The sequence below is a fragment of the Microcoleus sp. BROC3 genome, assembly GCF_036702515.1.
In the GTDB taxonomy this organism is placed as follows: domain Bacteria; phylum Cyanobacteriota; class Cyanobacteriia; order Cyanobacteriales; family Microcoleaceae; genus Microcoleus.
Genome location: NZ_JAUBTQ010000089.1, coordinates 1 through 17,357, shown reverse-complemented (window position 1 = coordinate 17,357; position 17,357 = coordinate 1). Strand labels below are relative to the sequence as shown.

The 17,357-nt window shown below is 47.3% G+C and carries 14 protein-coding genes; 5 read left to right on the top strand and 9 right to left on the bottom strand.

Translation table 11 applies throughout. The annotated features are described in order from the left end of the window. Positions 1-114: 114 nt before the first annotated feature. On the bottom strand, positions 115-1,200 hold the full coding sequence (locus QUB30_RS31290) for a DNA methyltransferase (RefSeq protein WP_333341861.1): 1,086 nt from the start codon (positions 1,198-1,200) through the stop codon (positions 115-117). 156 nt (positions 1,201-1,356) lie between these two features. Further along, on the bottom strand, positions 1,357-2,034 hold the full coding sequence (gene surE, locus QUB30_RS31285; RefSeq protein ID WP_333341859.1) for a 5'/3'-nucleotidase SurE: 678 nt from the start codon (positions 2,032-2,034) through the stop codon (positions 1,357-1,359). A 602-nt stretch (positions 2,035-2,636) separates the two neighbouring features. Between surE and QUB30_RS31280 the strand changes: the two genes are divergently transcribed. After that, positions 2,637-3,374 (top strand): PEP-CTERM sorting domain-containing protein, encoded by a 738-nt coding sequence (locus tag QUB30_RS31280; RefSeq protein ID WP_333341856.1) that lies wholly within the window; start codon positions 2,637-2,639, stop codon positions 3,372-3,374. 242 nt (positions 3,375-3,616) lie between these two features. Further along, complete coding sequence (locus QUB30_RS31275) at positions 3,617-5,047, top strand: DUF3370 domain-containing protein (protein ID WP_333341864.1); 1,431 nt, start codon at positions 3,617-3,619, stop codon at positions 5,045-5,047. A gap of 292 nt (positions 5,048-5,339) precedes the next feature. Here the strand turns inward: QUB30_RS31275 and QUB30_RS31270 are convergent, their stop codons facing one another. The 3 genes from QUB30_RS31270 to QUB30_RS31260 all read right to left on the bottom strand — a co-directional run bounded on the left by QUB30_RS31270 (position 5,340) and on the right by QUB30_RS31260 (position 9,356). Further along, positions 5,340-6,641, bottom strand: coding sequence for a dihydrolipoamide acetyltransferase family protein (locus tag QUB30_RS31270; RefSeq protein WP_333341862.1), 1,302 nt, complete (start codon positions 6,639-6,641; stop codon positions 5,340-5,342). Between the two features lie 173 nt (positions 6,642-6,814). Beyond that, complete coding sequence (locus QUB30_RS31265) at positions 6,815-7,255, bottom strand: YlqD family protein (protein ID WP_006631983.1); 441 nt, start codon at positions 7,253-7,255, stop codon at positions 6,815-6,817. A gap of 151 nt (positions 7,256-7,406) precedes the next feature. Further along, positions 7,407-9,356, bottom strand: coding sequence for a long-chain fatty acid--CoA ligase (locus QUB30_RS31260; protein ID WP_333341855.1), 1,950 nt, complete (start codon positions 9,354-9,356; stop codon positions 7,407-7,409). A gap of 135 nt (positions 9,357-9,491) precedes the next feature. On the opposite strand from QUB30_RS31260, the gene QUB30_RS31255 reads away from it, so the two are divergent. Continuing rightward, positions 9,492-10,769: a leucine-rich repeat domain-containing protein gene (locus QUB30_RS31255; protein WP_333341853.1), complete on the top strand. Its 1,278-nt coding sequence runs from the start codon at positions 9,492-9,494 to the stop codon at positions 10,767-10,769. Between the two features lie 212 nt (positions 10,770-10,981). Here the strand turns inward: QUB30_RS31255 and QUB30_RS31250 are convergent, their stop codons facing one another. Beyond that, positions 10,982-11,944, bottom strand: a complete 963-nt coding sequence (locus QUB30_RS31250) for a hypothetical protein (protein ID WP_333341851.1) — start codon at positions 11,942-11,944, stop codon at positions 10,982-10,984. 238 nt (positions 11,945-12,182) lie between these two features. Further along, the gene (gene recQ, locus QUB30_RS31245) at positions 12,183-14,378 is read right to left on the bottom strand and encodes a DNA helicase RecQ (RefSeq protein WP_333341849.1); all 2,196 of its coding nucleotides are present in this window, start codon (positions 14,376-14,378) and stop codon (positions 12,183-12,185) included. 97 nt (positions 14,379-14,475) lie between these two features. On the opposite strand from recQ, the gene QUB30_RS31240 reads away from it, so the two are divergent. Beyond that, complete coding sequence (locus QUB30_RS31240) at positions 14,476-14,760, top strand: DUF427 domain-containing protein (RefSeq protein WP_190738299.1); 285 nt, start codon at positions 14,476-14,478, stop codon at positions 14,758-14,760. A gap of 68 nt (positions 14,761-14,828) precedes the next feature. On the opposite strand, the gene QUB30_RS31235 is transcribed toward QUB30_RS31240, so the two are convergent. Next, the gene (locus QUB30_RS31235; RefSeq protein ID WP_333037860.1) at positions 14,829-15,494 is read right to left on the bottom strand and encodes an L-threonylcarbamoyladenylate synthase; all 666 of its coding nucleotides are present in this window, start codon (positions 15,492-15,494) and stop codon (positions 14,829-14,831) included. A 75-nt stretch (positions 15,495-15,569) separates the two neighbouring features. On the opposite strand from QUB30_RS31235, the gene larC reads away from it, so the two are divergent. Beyond that, the gene (larC, locus tag QUB30_RS31230; RefSeq protein WP_333341847.1) at positions 15,570-16,979 is read left to right on the top strand and encodes a nickel pincer cofactor biosynthesis protein LarC; all 1,410 of its coding nucleotides are present in this window, start codon (positions 15,570-15,572) and stop codon (positions 16,977-16,979) included. Between the two features lie 193 nt (positions 16,980-17,172). Here the strand turns inward: larC and QUB30_RS31225 are convergent. Next, on the bottom strand, positions 17,173-17,357 hold a 185-nt coding region (locus tag QUB30_RS31225), incomplete at its 5' end, for a hypothetical protein (protein WP_333341846.1).

Here is a 17,357-nt window from a genome sequence, read left to right as displayed (position 1 = left end):
ATTTAACAAGCTCCTCAATTTACCTATCATGCTCGCCCACTTTTGTCAAACCCCTCTACTGTACCGACGCCCTAGAAGACAGCATCAAGAAATCCCTACAAGATTATCTACAGATTAGAGAAGAGAGTATTGATGAAATAATTGATTAAATCTCTGTACACCATAGTAGAAATAGTCGGGGTCTATCTCGCAAGAAAAGGCTTTTCTTTTGAGTTTACGTGCTGACAAAGCTGCACTGAAAAGTCCACCAAAAGGTTCCCATATAACATCGTTTTCATCGCTCGATGCCTCAACAATAAGGTTCATCAGATCCAGAGGTTTTTGGTTGAGATGTAATGCTTTTCCAGAGATAGTTTTAACTCTCTCATCGCCCCGTAAAGCTTGACGCTCCCAAACGTTTGTAAAACCGTGAGGGCATCTAAACTTCGATCGCATCTTGCTCCATTCTTGTCCCGTTAAAGGCTGATTGCCATCCAGCGAAAAGTATGGTTTTCCTTGAGGACTACCATACTCATTTGCATAGTTCACTAGCCTTTCAAACATCTCGGTCGGAGGGAAATACCACAAATGCCCTTGATCGAAGTATTTCCTGCTTGCTGCATCCACCACCCCGCAAGCATTATTGGCCCGTCGTAACGGCAACGTAGAGCGTTTCCACTCTCGCAGTAACCACGCCTTTAAGGTAAGTTCATTAACTGTTACTTCTCTAACGTATTGAACGCAGACTTCTGTAACGACGGGGAACCGGCGAATTTTCTGTGTGTTAACATTCCCTGCGATATGACCTTTTCCCTTGTTCCAAATATTGGAATTGACATAGCGCCAACCATATTTTTCTAGAAGTGGATGCACAATAGCCCAACCAATCTCTGAATTCCAAAACCAGAGTGTTGTACAGGGTATGGCTGCTTTTGACCAGGCCTCGATATGAGGTTTATACCAATTAGGTAAATCAATGTGATCTGAGGTATCTCCTTCAAACCCAAGAATACCGTAAGCTCCATCTGAAACTATGACAGTAGGTTGCTCCCACTTGTCGTAGTGCTGGAGAGTATCGCCGAGATATAAAGTAACGTATTCGTCACTCCATGCAGAAAAATTAAAGTTGGTATGGAGATTAGCTACTTTGCCACGACCAACAGTGCTGCTCGCTTTGCGTTTTAAGATGCTCGGAGAATTCGCTTCTGCGTTAGGACTCATTTGTTGACTTACGTGACTCTAAAAATTAAGTACAAACATTTTATCCTATTTTGGGATATTGAGGGTAAGTGATACCAAAGTTAACCTACCTACTTCCGCTTTGTTGACAAAAAAAATAGTTTGATCGCCCAATCCCATCAAATCCCATCAAATGTATCACAGCGATATCTCAGTCACAGCAATATTACCCCCAAAGCACACGTCAACATCAGTCCCCGCCGCCCGATCGCGCGATCCATACTCTCCCGCATAATAAAAGTATTCTCCCTCCAGCCGGTACACCACAGGCAGCGGCTGCGTCGAAGGTTGGCAAAACACAATTTCCGGTTCCGCACTTCCTGGCGCTAAATGGGGCAAATTCACATTCCAAAAACACCCCGACTTTGCTTCCCGGTTCAGCAAATCCGCCAACACCCGCGAGGTCCAGCGAGTCGCTAAATCCCAGTCTATTTCCAGCGGCCTTTTAATCCGGTGGGAAATTGCTATGCCCGGAATACCGTGCATGGCTGCCTCGCGCACAGCCGCAACCGTACCCGAAATGTACACGTCAACCCCCAAATTGCCACCCGCGTTAATGCCCGAAAGCACCAAATCCGGCTTCGCACAAACGTGATGAAGAGCGATTCGCACGCAGTCTGCCGGTGTTCCCCCTACAGCATACTCAAATTCCGATCGCCGATCGACATGAATCGGACTGTGGGTAGTCACTTGATGCCCGCAGCCCGACAATTGCCCTTGAGGAGCCACCATAATTGTTTTGCCGCTGACAGCCTGCAAAAGTGCCTGAATTCCCGGAGCGTCTATGCCGTCGTCGTTGGTTAAAATAATTTTCATTAAAAATTTGTCTGTTTGTAAGGTTATTGTGTCACTCGCCGACGACCCAATGCAATCTCAAATGGTAGCAGACGCGGGGATCGTGTCGGTGTCAACATCAGCTCAAATGTAGTGGACTTACGCACTGCCAATCCCATCAACCGATTTTTTTATCCGTACTGAGGCTCTCCACGCCGTACTTTAGTCGCTCAAACCCGGTTTCTGCCCCCGGGAATAGTTGCTAATCCTGTATTTCCTTTTGCGTGCAACTATATTTTACTTTCGCGTACATCTGGCGATCGGCAAACATATTCTTATTTTTTTGTATAAATAACAACTGTTATTTGAGTATAATTACGCAAATACGGGTTGGAAAAGCCGATATCGCCGAAAGTTGAAATAAGGGATGGTTGGTCGTGGAATGCTTCATTAACAGTCATCTTAGCCTTTGCGACACAACCTAGTTTACGAAAATTTTAAGAATAAACCTGGAAGCATATTGTTTTGGTAAAGGTATCAAAAATGTATAGACAAAGACCTGTACATGACAGATGATGTAAACAAAGAGCAAAAGAACTCAATAAATTCAATCCCTCTAACGATATAAACAAGGTATTACTCTTATGAAAACCAACTTCGCCCAACCACTAACTGCCTGTATAGCTACCGCTGGTTTAGCCATTGCTTCTTCATTACTAACAGCAACGCAAGCTCAAGCATTCGCTTTATCCGTCGATCCTCAGTACGGTACTACCAACGGCACCGGTACCGGGGCTACTGCAACATTAGACTTCAACATTGTCCAAAGTGGAGCCGATTTGCTCCTGAATTTGGGTATCACCAATACCACTGGCACTAAGGCTACAGCCGGTGGTGCAACAGACTCTTCTCTCGTTGGCGTGGCATTTGACGTATTGAGCGGCGTTACTGCATCAGTTAAATCGACTGCAGGCAGCAGTTTTACAACGTTTTGGCAAAACGTTAAAATCGACGGTTTGCAAAAAGACGGTTTCGACTATGGCATTAGCACTCCGCGCGAAGAGTTTAATGGTGGAGACCCTAAAGAAGGCTTATATAAAAATCAGTCTACTTTGGTTAGCTTTTTGCTAACTGGCAGCAGTCTGAGTGCGGCTCAGGCAGAAAGTGCTTTCTTGACGGGATTTCAGAATGGTACGCTTAAGGCAGGGGTTCGCTTCCAGCAGGTAAGTGGGTCTAATATTGGCACCAGTGACAAAGTTATGGCGGGAGTTTCCGCTGATGCTGAGGCAGTGCCCGAACCAACAACTATTGCAGGTATGGTGATGGGGTTGGGAAGTTTAGTAGCAGCCCGCCGCAAGCAGGCAAAAAAGGCTACTGCCTAAATTTTTTCAGGGCTCGGGCCGTCCATCGGCAGAAAAGCTCGCCGCATTTCTAGTAAATTAAGCTTAACTTCTAGTATCCACTCATAAGAGCCAGGGCAGCTATTGCGCTTCTGGCTCTTATTTTTGCTCTACCTTGACAAAATCTCAAAATCCCCAGAAAAGATCAACCAACTTGTGGTAAGTTTTTGTGTCGGTTGCTATGTGGCAATCTTCTGCAAGTTCAGTTAAACGCCCTCTCAGCAATGTTTTTGCCAATTTTCCCCCTCGCTCAAACAATCGCCGCACCTCCCACCCAACAACAACTGATTATCCAGCCAGAAGTTCCCGTACCGGAAAACGAACTGGATTTGCCACCACCTCCGACAACGGCCCCGCTGAACACTGTGACGGTACCCCAGCAAGTGCGCGTTTTGCCCGGAAAACTCGACAACATCCCGGTTTTCAACAGCAACAGCCCCGAAGTCGTGCAAACCGAAGGCATTTTGCTCTCCACATTTCCCCCGGAAGGAAAACAACTACCTTCTGCACACTTAAACTTTCCCTTCAAAGGCCGATTTGACATCTTTGCCCACCACATCGCCAAAGCTAAAAATCGCCAAGAAACTCGCACCTTATTTCAAGGAATAATTGTCCGCAATCCCAACTCGGAACCTGTTACTTTAAATGTCTTGCAAGGAGCGACCTATTTAACTCGGCCGGATGCTTTGTTTGTCGATTTGCCGTCGTATTTAGAGAATCGATTCGGCACTGTGTTTGCGGGGCCTGGAAGCCGCATCACGAGCGATGTATTGCGGGGGTTCAGACAAGCCATTTTGCCGGCTGCGATCGAGATTCCGGCGAATGAGAGCCGAATGCTGATGAATTTGCCGATACCTGTGGGTAATGTCACGCCTTCTTCCAACGGTCGATCGACCTTGATGCGAATGTCGAGCAGCAATTCGGTTTATGTAGCATCATTAGCAATGTTTGCTCCTAAAAGTCAAGGAGGAGTCGAGCAAGATCCGACTTTAGAACAGTGGGAAAATATTTTAAATACCAAAGGTTTAGCGGGGCCGAGAGATTTAGCACCAACTCCCAGAGGCGAAAATCCGGTGCAAAAAATTTACGGCCGCGTGGCGGGAGTAGCGGAAGGTTCCCAGTGGCAAGCTAAAATTACGGACAATTCGAGAACCGATTATTTAACCATTCCCAAGCGCGGCGAGTCATTTTCTTACGCTTTGAGCACTACTGATACGGGGACTTTTGGCACCGGTCAAGTTCAAAGCGCTAAAATGTTAGCTCGCTATCCCGATACTGCTTATTTTGCTCACGGTAATTACGGGATTCAATACAACTTAACTTTTCCGCTTTACAACAAATCTCGTGAATCCCAATCTGTTAGCATTAAAATGCAAACACCTATTAAAGCAAATACCGAAGCGGGGGGATTGATGTTTTATGACCCTCCAGAAAATCGGATATTTTTCCGAGGTACGGTGCGGGTAATGTTTAAGGATGATACGGGCAAGACTTTGACGCGCTACATTCACATCGTGCAGCGCCGGGGACAGCAGGGGGAACCTTTGGTGAATGTGAATATGAAGCCGGGGGAACGCCGTTTGGTGCAGGTGGATTTCTTGTATCCGCCGGATGCGACGCCGCCGCAAGTTCTGACTGTGCGATCGAGTAATTAGTTGGTGGTTGACGGTTGACTGTTAACCTTTGGGTTTTTGTTTTAATGAGTTAATATAGGCATTAAGTTTTGGTGAAAGTTCATTTAATATGGTTTCCGGTTGCATCGGAATGATACCGAGGAATGATACCGAGGACACGGCAGTGCCGTGTCCCTACCCCAATTAATTGTAGGGACACGGCACTGCCGTGTCCTGACTGTGGGTAATATTAATTCCGATGCTACCGGAGTTGATATTAAGGGCAAACCATTGACAGTTAACAGTCAACAGTTAACAGTTAACAATTAACTAATTAAAGCGTCAAAGACTGAGGATTTGTCTCAATCAATTTCGCTAAATCTTGCAAGAATGCCGCAGCATCAGCACCGTAAATAATTCGGTGATCGCAAGTAATATTGACCTGCATTTGGCGCTTGACTCCCATCAAACCTTCCTCGTTTGCCACTACTTGCGGCCGCGAAGAACCGATCGCCAAAATCGAGCCTTGATTCGGCGGCAAAATCGCGTCAAACTTGTCTACTCCAAACATTCCCAGATTGGAAAGAGTAAAAGTTCCCGTGCTGTATTCATCAGGCTTCAACTGCTTGGTGCGGGCGCGATCGACTAAATCCTTCCAAGTGCGCGAGAGCGAATAAATATCGAGGCGATCGGCATTTTGCAGCACCGGCGTAATCAAACCGCCGCCGTCCATCGCCACCGCTACCGCTACATTAATATCAGCGCGGTATTGAATTCCCGACTCCACATAACAAGCATTCAGCAGAGGATGTTTTTGTAAAGTTACTGCTACAGCCTTCGCCAGCATACCCGTCATCGTGACGCCCTTGGACTTAATTTGTTTGTAGAGTTTGTCGAGATTATCAGTAGTAATTGTGTAACCGACGCGGAAAGACGGCACGCTCAAGCTTGCTTCCATATTCCGCACCACCGCATTTTGCAGCGCGTTCATCGGTACTGTTTGGCCCGAAAGTGCGATCGCCGGGACTGGTGCGGGTGCGGGTTTGGCTGCTGCGGGTGCGGGTGCGGGGGCTGCGGGTGCGGGTGCAGGTGCTGCGGGGACTGTTACCGGTTGCTGAACCGGAGCGGGTTGGGCTTTCCCGGCTGCTGCTTCCACATCCTCTGCGACAATGCGACCGTTGGGCCCGCTGCCTTTGATAGAATTCAAATCTACTTTAAACTCTTTGGCTAATTTGCGAGCGCGGGGAGAAACGACGCTGCGGCCGTTTTGGCGGCTGACATTTTGCTGCAAACCCGCTGATGCTGTAGGTGCGCTGACAGGAGCGGGGCTGGGAGCGGGGGCGGCGGCTGCGGTTGGGGCGGTGGCTCCTTGCTGCTGAGCTGTGGCGATTTCGGCTTCCGTTTCTGCTACGAGGGCGATTGCGGCCCCCACCGGAGCAACTTCGCCCGCAGGTACGATAATTATTGCTAAATAGCCTTCGTAGAAAGACTCGACATCCATGTCGGCTTTGTCGGATTCAACCACTACCACGGTTTCGCCTTTTTCTACTTTGTCCCCAGCGGATTTGACCCAGGAAACAATTTTGCCCTCTGTCATGGTAGAGCTCAGGGCTGGCATGAAAACTTCGCGAATCATCTGTAAAAAGTCCTTTTGAGTTGGTAATAGGTAATCGGTATTTGGCAATTGATCATTGGCGATCGGCCACTGGCAATACTTATTATTATGCCAGTCTCTCGAATTCTTGATGTGTGACTGTTGACTCAAAATCTATTGCCAATTACCGATCGCCAATTACCACTTACCAATTTCTAAATATCACCTCGAATTTCTTCGACTATGCCGTCGCGGAGGAGAATTTCTACTTGCATTTTTTGAATCAAGTTTTCTCCGAGTCCGACTGTGAAGGTGCCGTCAATTTGACCTTGACTCACTTCTTGTTCTAGGTCTAGCACCTGCACTTGCTGAAGCTGTTGCAGGTTTTGGTTTTTCTGTTCTAGCAGTTCGCTTTTTCTTTGATTCACCTGCACTTGAATGTTTTCTATTTGCTGCATTACTTGCGGGCCTGGGGGCTGCAGATTTTGCTTTTGGATTTCTGAAACCATCCGCTGCCCTTGCATTTCTAACTGTTGTAGCTGAGAGTCTATTTGGTTGATTTGGGCTTGGAGTTGCTGTTGAGCTTCTTCTTTCCAGCGGGGAGTAACGACGACTTTAACGTTAATCGATCGTTTCAAGAGTAATTGTGGTTCCATAAAGTTGTTGCTTGTCAATTGGGAATTAGGCATTAGTCATTAGTCATTAGTGGGTAAACATGAACTAATGGCTGAGGACTGAGGACTCGGACTCGGGACTCGGGTGTTGGGATAATTTTTTCTTTTCCGTTCCCCAAGTCCTGCGAATATTTCAAAACATTCCGTCAATCATATCGCGGTAGTGTTGCGTCACAACCGGGCGCTTAATTTTCAGGGTCTGGGTCAACATTCCATTTTCGATCGAAAATGGCTCCTGAATCAACCGGAACGGGCCGATGCGATCGTCCGCGCGGTATCCGGGGCGATTTTGCACCTCTCGGTTCAATTCTTTGCGGAATAAATCTTGAATTGTCTTGCTATTCCAGTCAATTTCGTGTAATGGGGGAGTCTGAGTTTCTGCCCATTTCTGCACGGCTTCTTGATTGGGGACAATTAAGGCACCGACGGATTTCTGGTCTTGACCTACTAGCATAATTTGGTCGATGTAGGGGCTGCGGACGCAGGCGTCTTCTATGGGCTGGGGTTCGATGTTTTCGCCGTTGCTGAGGACGATCGTATCTTTGGCCCGCCCGGTCAAGATTAAGTCGTTTCCCGGTGTCAGCCAGCCCAAATCGCCGGTGTCGAACCAGCCCATCGAGTCGGTCGCCTTTGAGGTAGCTTGGGGATTGAGATAATAGCCCGCCATGATTTGCGGCCCTTTTGCCAATACCAAGCCGCGCTGGCCCGGAAGCAGTTGTTGCCGAGTCTCCGAGTCTACTATTTTAATTTCCGTACCTGGAATAGGCTGTCCTGCTGAACCTTTGAGGTTGTGCCAAGGGCGGCGGACGGTTAAAACCGGGGATGTTTCGGTCAAACCGTATCCCACCAACAAACCGATATTCGCAATTTCAAAGAAATTGTCTAAATGCGCGGCCAAAGAACCGCCGCCGCTGATTGCCCACTTAAAACGTCCTCCCGTAGCTTCCCGGACTTTTTGGTAAACGAGTTTTTCGGCAAGGGCGTAAACGGGCGACAACAGAATGGTTTTGATCCGGGCGATGAATTTTTCAGCAACTGAGGCAGGTTGTAAATTGAGAGTTAATCCTTCGACAATCCGGCGGGCTTCTATGTATTTTTGGCTGGCAGATAACAGGAAATTCACCAATTTTTGTTTGTTGGGAGGCTGTTCCCGAAATTGCTTTTGTACTGCCTCGTAAATCGATTCCCAGATGCGCGGAACGCTGACCATGTACTGGGGTTTGTAAGCTTTAAAGTCTTGTTTGAAATAGCGAATGCTGGTGTAAATTTGGGTGCACCCTTGGGAAAGCAGGAAGTATTCGACAGTGCGTTCGTAGGCGTGCCAACTGGGCAGGATGCTGAGGGCAGATTCGCCGGCTTCGGGCTGGAGAATTGTCCCGAAGGTGGTGATTTGGTGCAGCAGGTTCCCGTGAGTCAGCATAACGCCTTTGGGTTTGCCAGTGGTGCCACTGGTGTAGAGGAGGGTGGCGAGGGTTTGAGGCTTGTGGTTGGATGGTTTGAGGGGGCGGTTTGCCCCTGTGGTCATGACTTGGGAAAATTTGACTGTGTTTAGGGTTGGGCTGGCTTCGGGTTCTTCATCGGAGAGGAGGACGACGAGTTGAATGGGCAAATCCGGGAGGCGGTGTTGCAGTTTTTTGAGTAATGCCCGGTTTTCGACTACCAAGGCGCTGCTGCCGCTGTCTTGGATGATGTACAAAAGTTCTTCGGGGTCGGCGGTGGCACCTCGAACGGCGTTGGCGGCCCCGGCCATCATGATGCCTTGGTCGGCTATCAGCCAGCGGGGGCTGTTGTCGGCGAAGAGGGCGACGCGGGGAGGGACGGCTTCTCCTGGATTTGGTTCGATGCCGAGGGCTTGGAGGCCGGCGGCGAATTGCTGGATTTGTTGGTAGAGGTCGGTGTAGGTGAGTTTGATTTCAGGCTGGCTGTGGGGGTCGTGGAGGGCGACGGTTTGACCGAATTGTTGTTTGACGATCGCCCAAATTTCGGGTATCGATTGAATGGAACTGTAATCGATCAACTTGCTGAGGTTAGCACGATCGCGATCGGTCATTTGAGATGATGCGTAAGATGCTGGGCCGTTCATAGGGTATTTTCCTGAGTTTATGCAGATAAAGTTATTGGCTACAAGTTTAATATGAGAGCTATTTTAGAACTATCTGGCAGTGTCGTGACAGTTTACCAACCTACCATTGTCTATTCAGAAAATTAGAGATGCAAGATGATGAAATTTATAGTTGCACAAAAACACATTAATTTATCAAGGTTGATAGTAGTTGCTTTTAGTGCGATCGTAGCATTATCGGGAAATGCACTTGGAGCGAAGGCTGAAGAAACGCGATCGGGAAACAGAACATTTGCGGATTGGTGTCGCCAAAAAGCTGATTTGAGTCCTGAAGCTAAACATACTGTTGAGGTGCTGTTGCAGAAAGCGGGAACTACTGAGTGCGAGGCGGCTGATCGGAAACTTTCTCTTCTCACGGAACTAAAGCTCTACAAAAATCAAATCAGTGACATCAAACCGCTAGCATCTTTGACTAACCTGACTGCGATCGAACTCTGGAACAATCAAATTAGCGATCTCAAACCCCTAGCATCCTTGACTACATTGACTCGGCTCTACCTCCACAACAATCAAATCAAGGACATCCAACCGCTAGCATCCTTGACTCACCTGACCGATCTCTTCCTCTACAACAATCAAATCAAGGACATCCAACCCCTAGCATCCTTGACTCACCTGAGTAGGCTCAAACTCGAAAACAATCAAATCAGGGACATCCAACCGCTAGCATCCTTGACTCACCTGACTGATCTCGGCCTCACCAAAAATCAAATCAGCGATATCAAACCGCTAGAATCTTTGACTAAACTGACTGAACTGGGGCTCACCAAAAATCAAATCAGCGATATCAAACCGTTAGCATCCTTGACTAAACTAAATTGGCTCTGGCTCACCAAAAATCAAATCAGCGACATCAAACCGCTAGCATCCTTGACTAACCTGACTGGGCTCGGCCTCGGCGAAAATCAAATCAACGACATTAAACTGCTAGCATCCTTGACTAACCTAATTCTTCTCGACCTCCTTAACAATCAAATCAGGGACATCAAACCGCTAGCATCTTTGACTAACCTGACTACTCTCTTCCTCGATAATAATCAAATCAGGGACATCAAACCGCTAGCATCTTTGACTCACCTGACTGCTCTCTTCCTCAACAACAATCAAATCAACGACATCAAACCGCTAGCATCCTTGGCTAACCTGACTGGGCTCGGACTTGACAACAATCAAATCAGTGACATAAAACCGCTAGCATCCTTGACTAACCTGACTGGGCTCGGCCTCAACAACAATCAAATCAACGACATCAAACCGCTAGCATCCTTGACTAAACTGACCGCTCTTTACCTCAGCGGAAATCCGAGCGCACCCAAGACTTGTCCTCTCAAGCCAGAGTCTATCTGTAAGTGGGAACCAGAACCTAAACCCTAAAACTTGAAAATGACGCCCGATCGCACTTCAATATTTCAGTCACGATCGCTGTGTTGCTGATAAAGTACGATCGCCAATTCTATCCTCACATCGGCTTCAGTCAGGGGGAGATTGTCGGGAAGGTCGATCGTAATTTGCATGATTTATCTATAATTTAACTCTTGTGGAACAGGCATCTTGCCTGTTCATGAAACTCGTGCAATATCTCAGATTTAAGCGACATGGCGCGGTGCATCAACCATCGGCGCAGTACCAAACAAATGTCTGAGATAACTGCGACTGAGCTCGCGGTTCCAGCGCCGCAAACGCACCATCACTCGCGTGAATGTAAAAGTCAATTCCACCACCAAAGAAAGCTGTTTGAGACTGAGTGAAGTATTAAACACATCATTGCCGTGCGTGCGTTCAATCTGATGGTGTTTCAGCAAAGCAATCAGGTTTTTGGTAGAGCCTTTCAGTTGATTAAAATAACTCTGGGAGAATGCCCAGCGGCTGAAACCCCAAAACTTAGCCAAATGATTGATCTCATCCTGTAAAGGCTGGGAAATTGCCTGTTGCAACGCTCCTGTTGAGTGTACCATCAACCATAAATAAACAGAAGTAGCTCCCCACTCGGTACTCAAGCGACTAATCACGTGTTTATAGGTATCTTGCCAAGCGTCACCTGTGGATTGACAGCCCTTCACAGAGTTCGGTTTAACTTGCAGTTTTTCCCCTGTAAGTTGCTGGTAAATTTTCCTAAATGTCGGGCAATGTTGGCGTTCTTCTTTTTCCCAGACACCTATCTCTAGAATGTTGCCATTGGCATCAAAAATTCCTCCCATAAACCGCGCCATTTGCGGGTAAATATGCTGTAAGTAGCACCAACTTTCTCTACCGTAGCTGCGAATGGGAGCTTCAATTTCTGCCGCACTTGCCAAAATTTGCAAAAAGATTTCTGGCTTGACACCAATAATTTGGTCGCGATTGATTCCTTGCCAATCTATGGGTTCCCAAGGGCGGGGATGCGGGGTGGAAAATTGCTGGGGTAGATCGGAAAGTCGATCGCTCAAAACTTCCAATGACATATAATGGTCGATGAGGGAATTAATCCTGGCCCGAGTTTGCAAGTAGCGAGGGCTTTGATACTGATTCCCAGCCAAATCAATTGTATACACCTTACCAGTAGCTTTCATGGTTTCTGCCTGTTCCTAACTTTTACAGCTATTGTGCAAAAGGCATTTGGGAAGTCGCAATGAGTAACCTGCAGGCTGCTCAATTACTAGCAGTTGCCTTGACTGAGCCGAACTCAGGAGAAGCGGCATGAAGTAGGGTGAACTAAACCACAGATGATAGGGCTAAGATGTGCCGAAGAGTATCCTTCCTCCCATCAATTCTCTGCGTCCATCAGCGTTCATCTGCATACATCTGGGGTTAAAAACCCACATAATTTTGCCGCCACCAAGCGCGTACAAACTTAATCTCCTCAAAGGTATAACGTTGTTCCAAAAACTCATAAATGGCTCTCAGTTTCTCATCCCCCATAACTTCAATTGCGTAAACTATCGCCTGCTGGCGTTCCGGTTCCACCAACAAATTTATATCAACTTCCCGCCCCATCTCCATCAATTCTACGAGATGCCCAGAAATAGTATTAGGACTCATACCCCGCGCATTGGCGATTCCTTGAACAGTCAAACCTTGTCGGTATAATTCCCAGGTTTGCATCTGCGAATAAGACGCAACGTTGGAAAGATTGGGAAGATTAGCGACAGCAGAAGATGCAGCACCAGTTGGCAAGTCTTGTTCTTGGCAAAAACTGCGTATTGCCTCCAAGAAAACCTTACCGTACTTATCTCGCTTGTTGCTGCCAACGCCGTAAACCTCCTCAAATTCTCTGAGATTTTGCGGGCGTTTTTCTGCCATGTCTCGCAAGCTTTTATCGGCAAAAACTACGTAAGGTGGCACAAATTGTTCGTCGGCAATTTGTTTGCGTAGCGTCCGCAGTATGGCAAATAAACTTTCAACTTCTACTGCTAAATACCGAACTTTTTCCGGTACTTCTCGCTGCGGTTCAATGGCAATTTCAACTGTGCGCTGACGTTTCATAATTTCCCAACTTTTTTCATTCAGTTTCAAAATGGGAAACCCGTCTGTTCTTTCCTCTAAAAAACCTTGATTTAACAGCGAGCGGCTCAACTTTTTCCATTCATCAGCACTTCTATCTTTGCCAATTCCGTAAGTAGAAAGCTGGTGGTGCTGGTATTGCAATACTTTTTGACTTTTTGAGCCGCGCAGCACGTCAATAATGTGATTCATGCCGAATTTTTCTTGGCATCGGGCGACGCAAGAAAGAAATTTCATTGCCTCAATCGTCCAATCTTCTACTGGTTTTTGGTTGCAACAGTTATCGCAAGTACCGCAGTTTCCCGGGAATGAATCGCCAAAATAACTTAACTGGATTGTACGGCGGCAATCGGTGGATTCTGCATAGTTGATTACTCGACGCAACTGTTGGCGGGCAATTCGTTGTTCTTGGGGGTCAGGTTTTTGCTCTATGATGTAGTCGATCATTTTGACATCGCCGTAGCCGAAAAATAAGCTGCAATGGGCGGGTTCGTTGTCTCTGCCTGCGCGGCCTGATTCTTGATAGTATCCTTCTAGATTCTTGGGCAAGTCGTAGTGAATTACAAACCGCACGTCTGGTTTGTTAATGCCCATACCGAAAGCTATTGTGGCTACCATTACTTGCACGTCGTCGCGAATGAAGCGGGTTTGATTGGTTGCGCGATCGACATCGTTCATGCCGGCGTGGTAGGGTAAGGCTTGGATGCCGCTTTGTTGCAATTTATAGGCAACTTCGTCAACTTTTTTGCGGCTGAGGCAATAGATAATTCCCGAACCGCCTTTTTTTTGGATGATTTGCAAAACTTCGGCAAAACTGTGTTTGGTTTTGGGGCGAACTTCGTAGTATAAATTGGGGCGGTTGAAGCTGGCGACGTGGATGTATGGATTTCGCAGAGTTAGCTGCTGGATGATGTCTTGGCGGACGCGCTCGGTGGCGGTGGCGGTTAGTGCCATAATGGGAATGTCGGGATATCGATCGCGCACTCGTTGCATTTGCCTGTATTCTGGTCGAAAGTCGTGCCCCCATTCCGAAACGCAGTGGGCTTCGTCGATCGCAAATGCCGAAATTCCTAACTTATTTGCTACTATATCTAAAAATGGTAAAAATCTCTCACCCAGCAAGCGTTCGGGTGCAACATAAAGCAATTTAATCTTACCTTCGAGAATCGCAGTTTCGCGCGATCGGGTTTCCTGACTGCTCAAAGTGCTGTTGAGAAAAGTCGCCCCAATTCCATTATCCTGCAAAGCTTCCACCTGGTCTTGCATCAGAGCAATTAACGGCGAAACAACCACCGTCAATCCCGGTTTCAACAGTGCCGGTAATTGAAAACACAAAGACTTGCCACCGCCCGTCGGCATGACAATCATCATATCCCGTTTTTGTAAAGCAGCTTCGACAATTTCCTGCTGTCCCGGACGGAAAGAGCCATAGCCAAAAAAATGTTTGAGTGCTTGTTCCAGGGACAGCGGCACAGAAGATATTGGCGGATTCGACGCTGGCATTTGCAGTAGTTGGTTGTTGGCTTCTCAACTATTCTATGCCTTTTGAGCACAAATACAGTTACAATAATTGAGAATCTCAAGTTAAGCAGAAAAACAGATGCCGAAAGCAATTTGGAATGGTGCCGTTTTGGCCGAGAGCGACAAGTGCGAAATTGTAGACAACAACTATTATTTCCCCGCCGATGCCATCAACCGTGAGTATTTCAAAGACAGCAGCACTCACACTACTTGCGGTTGGAAAGGTGTGGCTAGTTACTACAGTGTCGAAGTCGGCGGACAAGTTAATAAAGATGCTGCTTGGTACTATCCCACTCCAAAAGATGCTGCTAAAAATATTGCCGGATATATTGCTTTTTGGAAAGGAGTGAAGGTAGAGGCTTAAAGCAGTTTTGAAATAAAAAATGGGGCGGGTTGTGGGCGAATTTGGCGCTTAACCTGCCCCTTAAAAATTTAATCTTTTTCCCAAACGGCGACAGCTTCCGAACCCAAACCACGGCGAACAACAATCGGTTCGCTTTGTGTCAAATCGAGAATGGTAGAAACTTGATATCCCGGATCGGAACCGTCATCGACAATGACATCCACTAGCTTTGAAAAACAGTCAAACAGCTCAGCTTTGCCAAAGCTTTCTGCTTTAGATGCAGGCACTGGTGCTGCACCTTCATCATCCGTTGTAATGTGAGCGGATGTTGAAATAATTGGATTTCCCAAGGCTTCCAACAGTGTAAAACAAAGCCGCTGGTCGGGAACGCGAATTCCAGTGGTTTTCCGTTTTGGGTTCATTACCAACCGTGGCACTAACTTGGTAGCTGGCAGCAGAAATGTATAAGGCCCAGGTATTAACCGCTTGATAATTCTGTATGCTTCATCGCTGACTGTAGCATAGTCGGTGATATTTGAGAGAGAGGAACACAGGAACGTTAAAGGCTTATCATTGGATAGTTGCTTGATCTGCCTGACTCGTTCTACTGCAGACTTGGAGTTGAGATCGCAGCCGATCGCATAAACTGTATCTGTCGGATAAAGCATCACCGCCCCATCTTTTAGAGCTTTTGTAATCTTCTCGATCCGGTCTCTTTGGGGTGCAACTGGATGCACTTCGTAAATAGTTGCCATGTTAAGATACTGCAGGCTAAGTGGGCGATCGAAATATCCAGTGAAACAATCAATGCTGAAAATTAATTGTTAATAATGAATAAAATAGCTTATTTTGACTGTCCAACAGGCATTGCTGGCGATATGTGTATCGGAGCTCTTGTCCACGCTGGCGTTCCTTTAGACTACCTAATCGAAAAACTAAATTTGCTCGGCATTTCGACAGAGTACCAGTTGCGGACGGAATTAGTCCACCGGAATACTCAACAAGCAACTAAATTTTATGTCGATTTAGCTGCGGATTTGGGGTTAAAACCCAAAAATTCCGCTACCGAACTCGATCCCTCGGAAACGGAATCCCCGACTTTTGACGCCCGCCACCACCATCATCACGGGGAAGAACATTCTCACAGTCACGGCGAAGCAGATGCCGAAATTAGCCACACTCATCACCGCAATTTGCCAGAAATTGAGCAAATCATCGTCTTTGCAAAATTGCCTCCGCGAGTGGAATCTTGGAGTTTGGCCGTATTCGGCAAATTAGCAGAGGCAGAAGGTGCCGTACACGGTATCCCCCCAAGCGAGGTTCACTTTCACGAGGTGGGGGCGACGGATGCAATTATTGATATTGTCGGTACTTGTTTGGGTTTGGATTGGTTGGATATTCAGGAGTTTTACTTTTCGGCGATGCCGACTGGTGCAGGTACGGTGAAGGCGGCCCACGGTAAGTTAGCGGTGCCGACGCCGGCGGTGATGCGGTTGTGGGAAACGCACCGAGTGCCGGTTTACAGCAATGGGATCGATCGCGAATTGTGCACTCCTACGGGAACTGCGATCGCCTGTACTCTCGCGTCTGCTTTCGGTCCGCCACCAGCGATGCAAATTCAGGCGATCGGTTTGGGTGCAGGTTCTCGAATGCTGGCAATTCCTAATATTTTGCGCCTCTGGATTGGGGAGAAGTCAGAAGGGGAGAGGGGGAGAGTGGGAGAGTGGGAGAGTGGGAGAAAGACGGCTACTAATTCCCAATTCCCAATGCCCGATTCCCAATTCCCAATGCCCAATTCCATAGAAACTATTACGGTATTGGAAACGCAGATTGATGATTTGAGTCCCCAGGCGATCGGCTATGTTTTTGATGCTTTGTTTGCCGCCGGAGCTCTGGATGTTTTCACTGCCCCAATTGTGATGAAAAAGTCGCGGCTGGGGGTTTTGTTAACTGCGATTTGTCATCCAGAATTTGAGGATGCTTGCGAAGCTGTGATCTTTCGCGAGACTACTACTCTGGGAATTAGGCGATCGACTCAACAGAGGACTATTTTGCACCGGGAAATCCAGACAGTTCAAACAGAATACGGTGAAGTGCAAATAAAAGTTGCGAAGTCTGGACAAACAATTGTTAACGTGCAGCCGGAATACGAAGATTGCGCGTCCATTGCCAGAGTTAAAAATATTAGCTGGCGCGAAGTTCACCGCTTGGCGCTGCAAAGTTGGTACGATCGCACTTAATCAGTTCGCGATCGCACTCCGACAAAGAAACCGGGTTTTTTACCGAATCTGCGGGTCACAACGCAGTATTTTCGTAAAAAACCCGGTTTCTGACCACCCCTGCGTAAATCCTAACAGCAATCAAAGCCTCTGATATCGGTTTTGAGATGACTGGTTGACAACTCCTCGCCGTAGAACAGCAAGGATTCTTCCTTCATCCAACATTGCCTCTAAAAGCAGTGCCTTTAGATGGTCTTACACGCTGTCCGGAAGCGGTAGCGAGATGCCCTCCCGCCAAAAGTCGTAAACCTTCATCTCGAATAATTAAAGTCAGTGAAGGAGTCGCCTCCTCCACTGCTCTCCAAAACGGAACGTGATAGTTTCCCATCATTCCGCTCC

Coding starts and splice junctions, on each gene's coding strand:
- QUB30_RS31290 (WP_333341861.1), bottom strand. CDS start 1,200: ATGAGTCCTAACGCAGAAGCGAATTCTCCGAGCATCTTAAAACGCAAA.
- surE (WP_333341859.1), bottom strand. CDS start 2,034: ATGAAAATTATTTTAACCAACGACGACGGCATAGACGCTCCGGGAATT.
- QUB30_RS31280 (WP_333341856.1), top strand. CDS start 2,637: ATGAAAACCAACTTCGCCCAACCACTAACTGCCTGTATAGCTACCGCT.
- QUB30_RS31275 (WP_333341864.1), top strand. CDS start 3,617: ATGTTTTTGCCAATTTTCCCCCTCGCTCAAACAATCGCCGCACCTCCC.
- QUB30_RS31270 (WP_333341862.1), bottom strand. CDS start 6,641: ATGATTCGCGAAGTTTTCATGCCAGCCCTGAGCTCTACCATGACAGAG.
- QUB30_RS31265 (WP_006631983.1), bottom strand. CDS start 7,255: ATGGAACCACAATTACTCTTGAAACGATCGATTAACGTTAAAGTCGTC.
- QUB30_RS31260 (WP_333341855.1), bottom strand. CDS start 9,356: ATGAACGGCCCAGCATCTTACGCATCATCTCAAATGACCGATCGCGAT.
- QUB30_RS31255 (WP_333341853.1), top strand. CDS start 9,492: ATGATGAAATTTATAGTTGCACAAAAACACATTAATTTATCAAGGTTG.
- QUB30_RS31250 (WP_333341851.1), bottom strand. CDS start 11,944: ATGAAAGCTACTGGTAAGGTGTATACAATTGATTTGGCTGGGAATCAG.
- recQ (WP_333341849.1), bottom strand. CDS start 14,378: ATGCCAGCGTCGAATCCGCCAATATCTTCTGTGCCGCTGTCCCTGGAA.
- QUB30_RS31240 (WP_190738299.1), top strand. CDS start 14,476: ATGCCGAAAGCAATTTGGAATGGTGCCGTTTTGGCCGAGAGCGACAAG.
- QUB30_RS31235 (WP_333037860.1), bottom strand. CDS start 15,494: ATGGCAACTATTTACGAAGTGCATCCAGTTGCACCCCAAAGAGACCGG.
- larC (WP_333341847.1), top strand. CDS start 15,570: ATGAATAAAATAGCTTATTTTGACTGTCCAACAGGCATTGCTGGCGAT.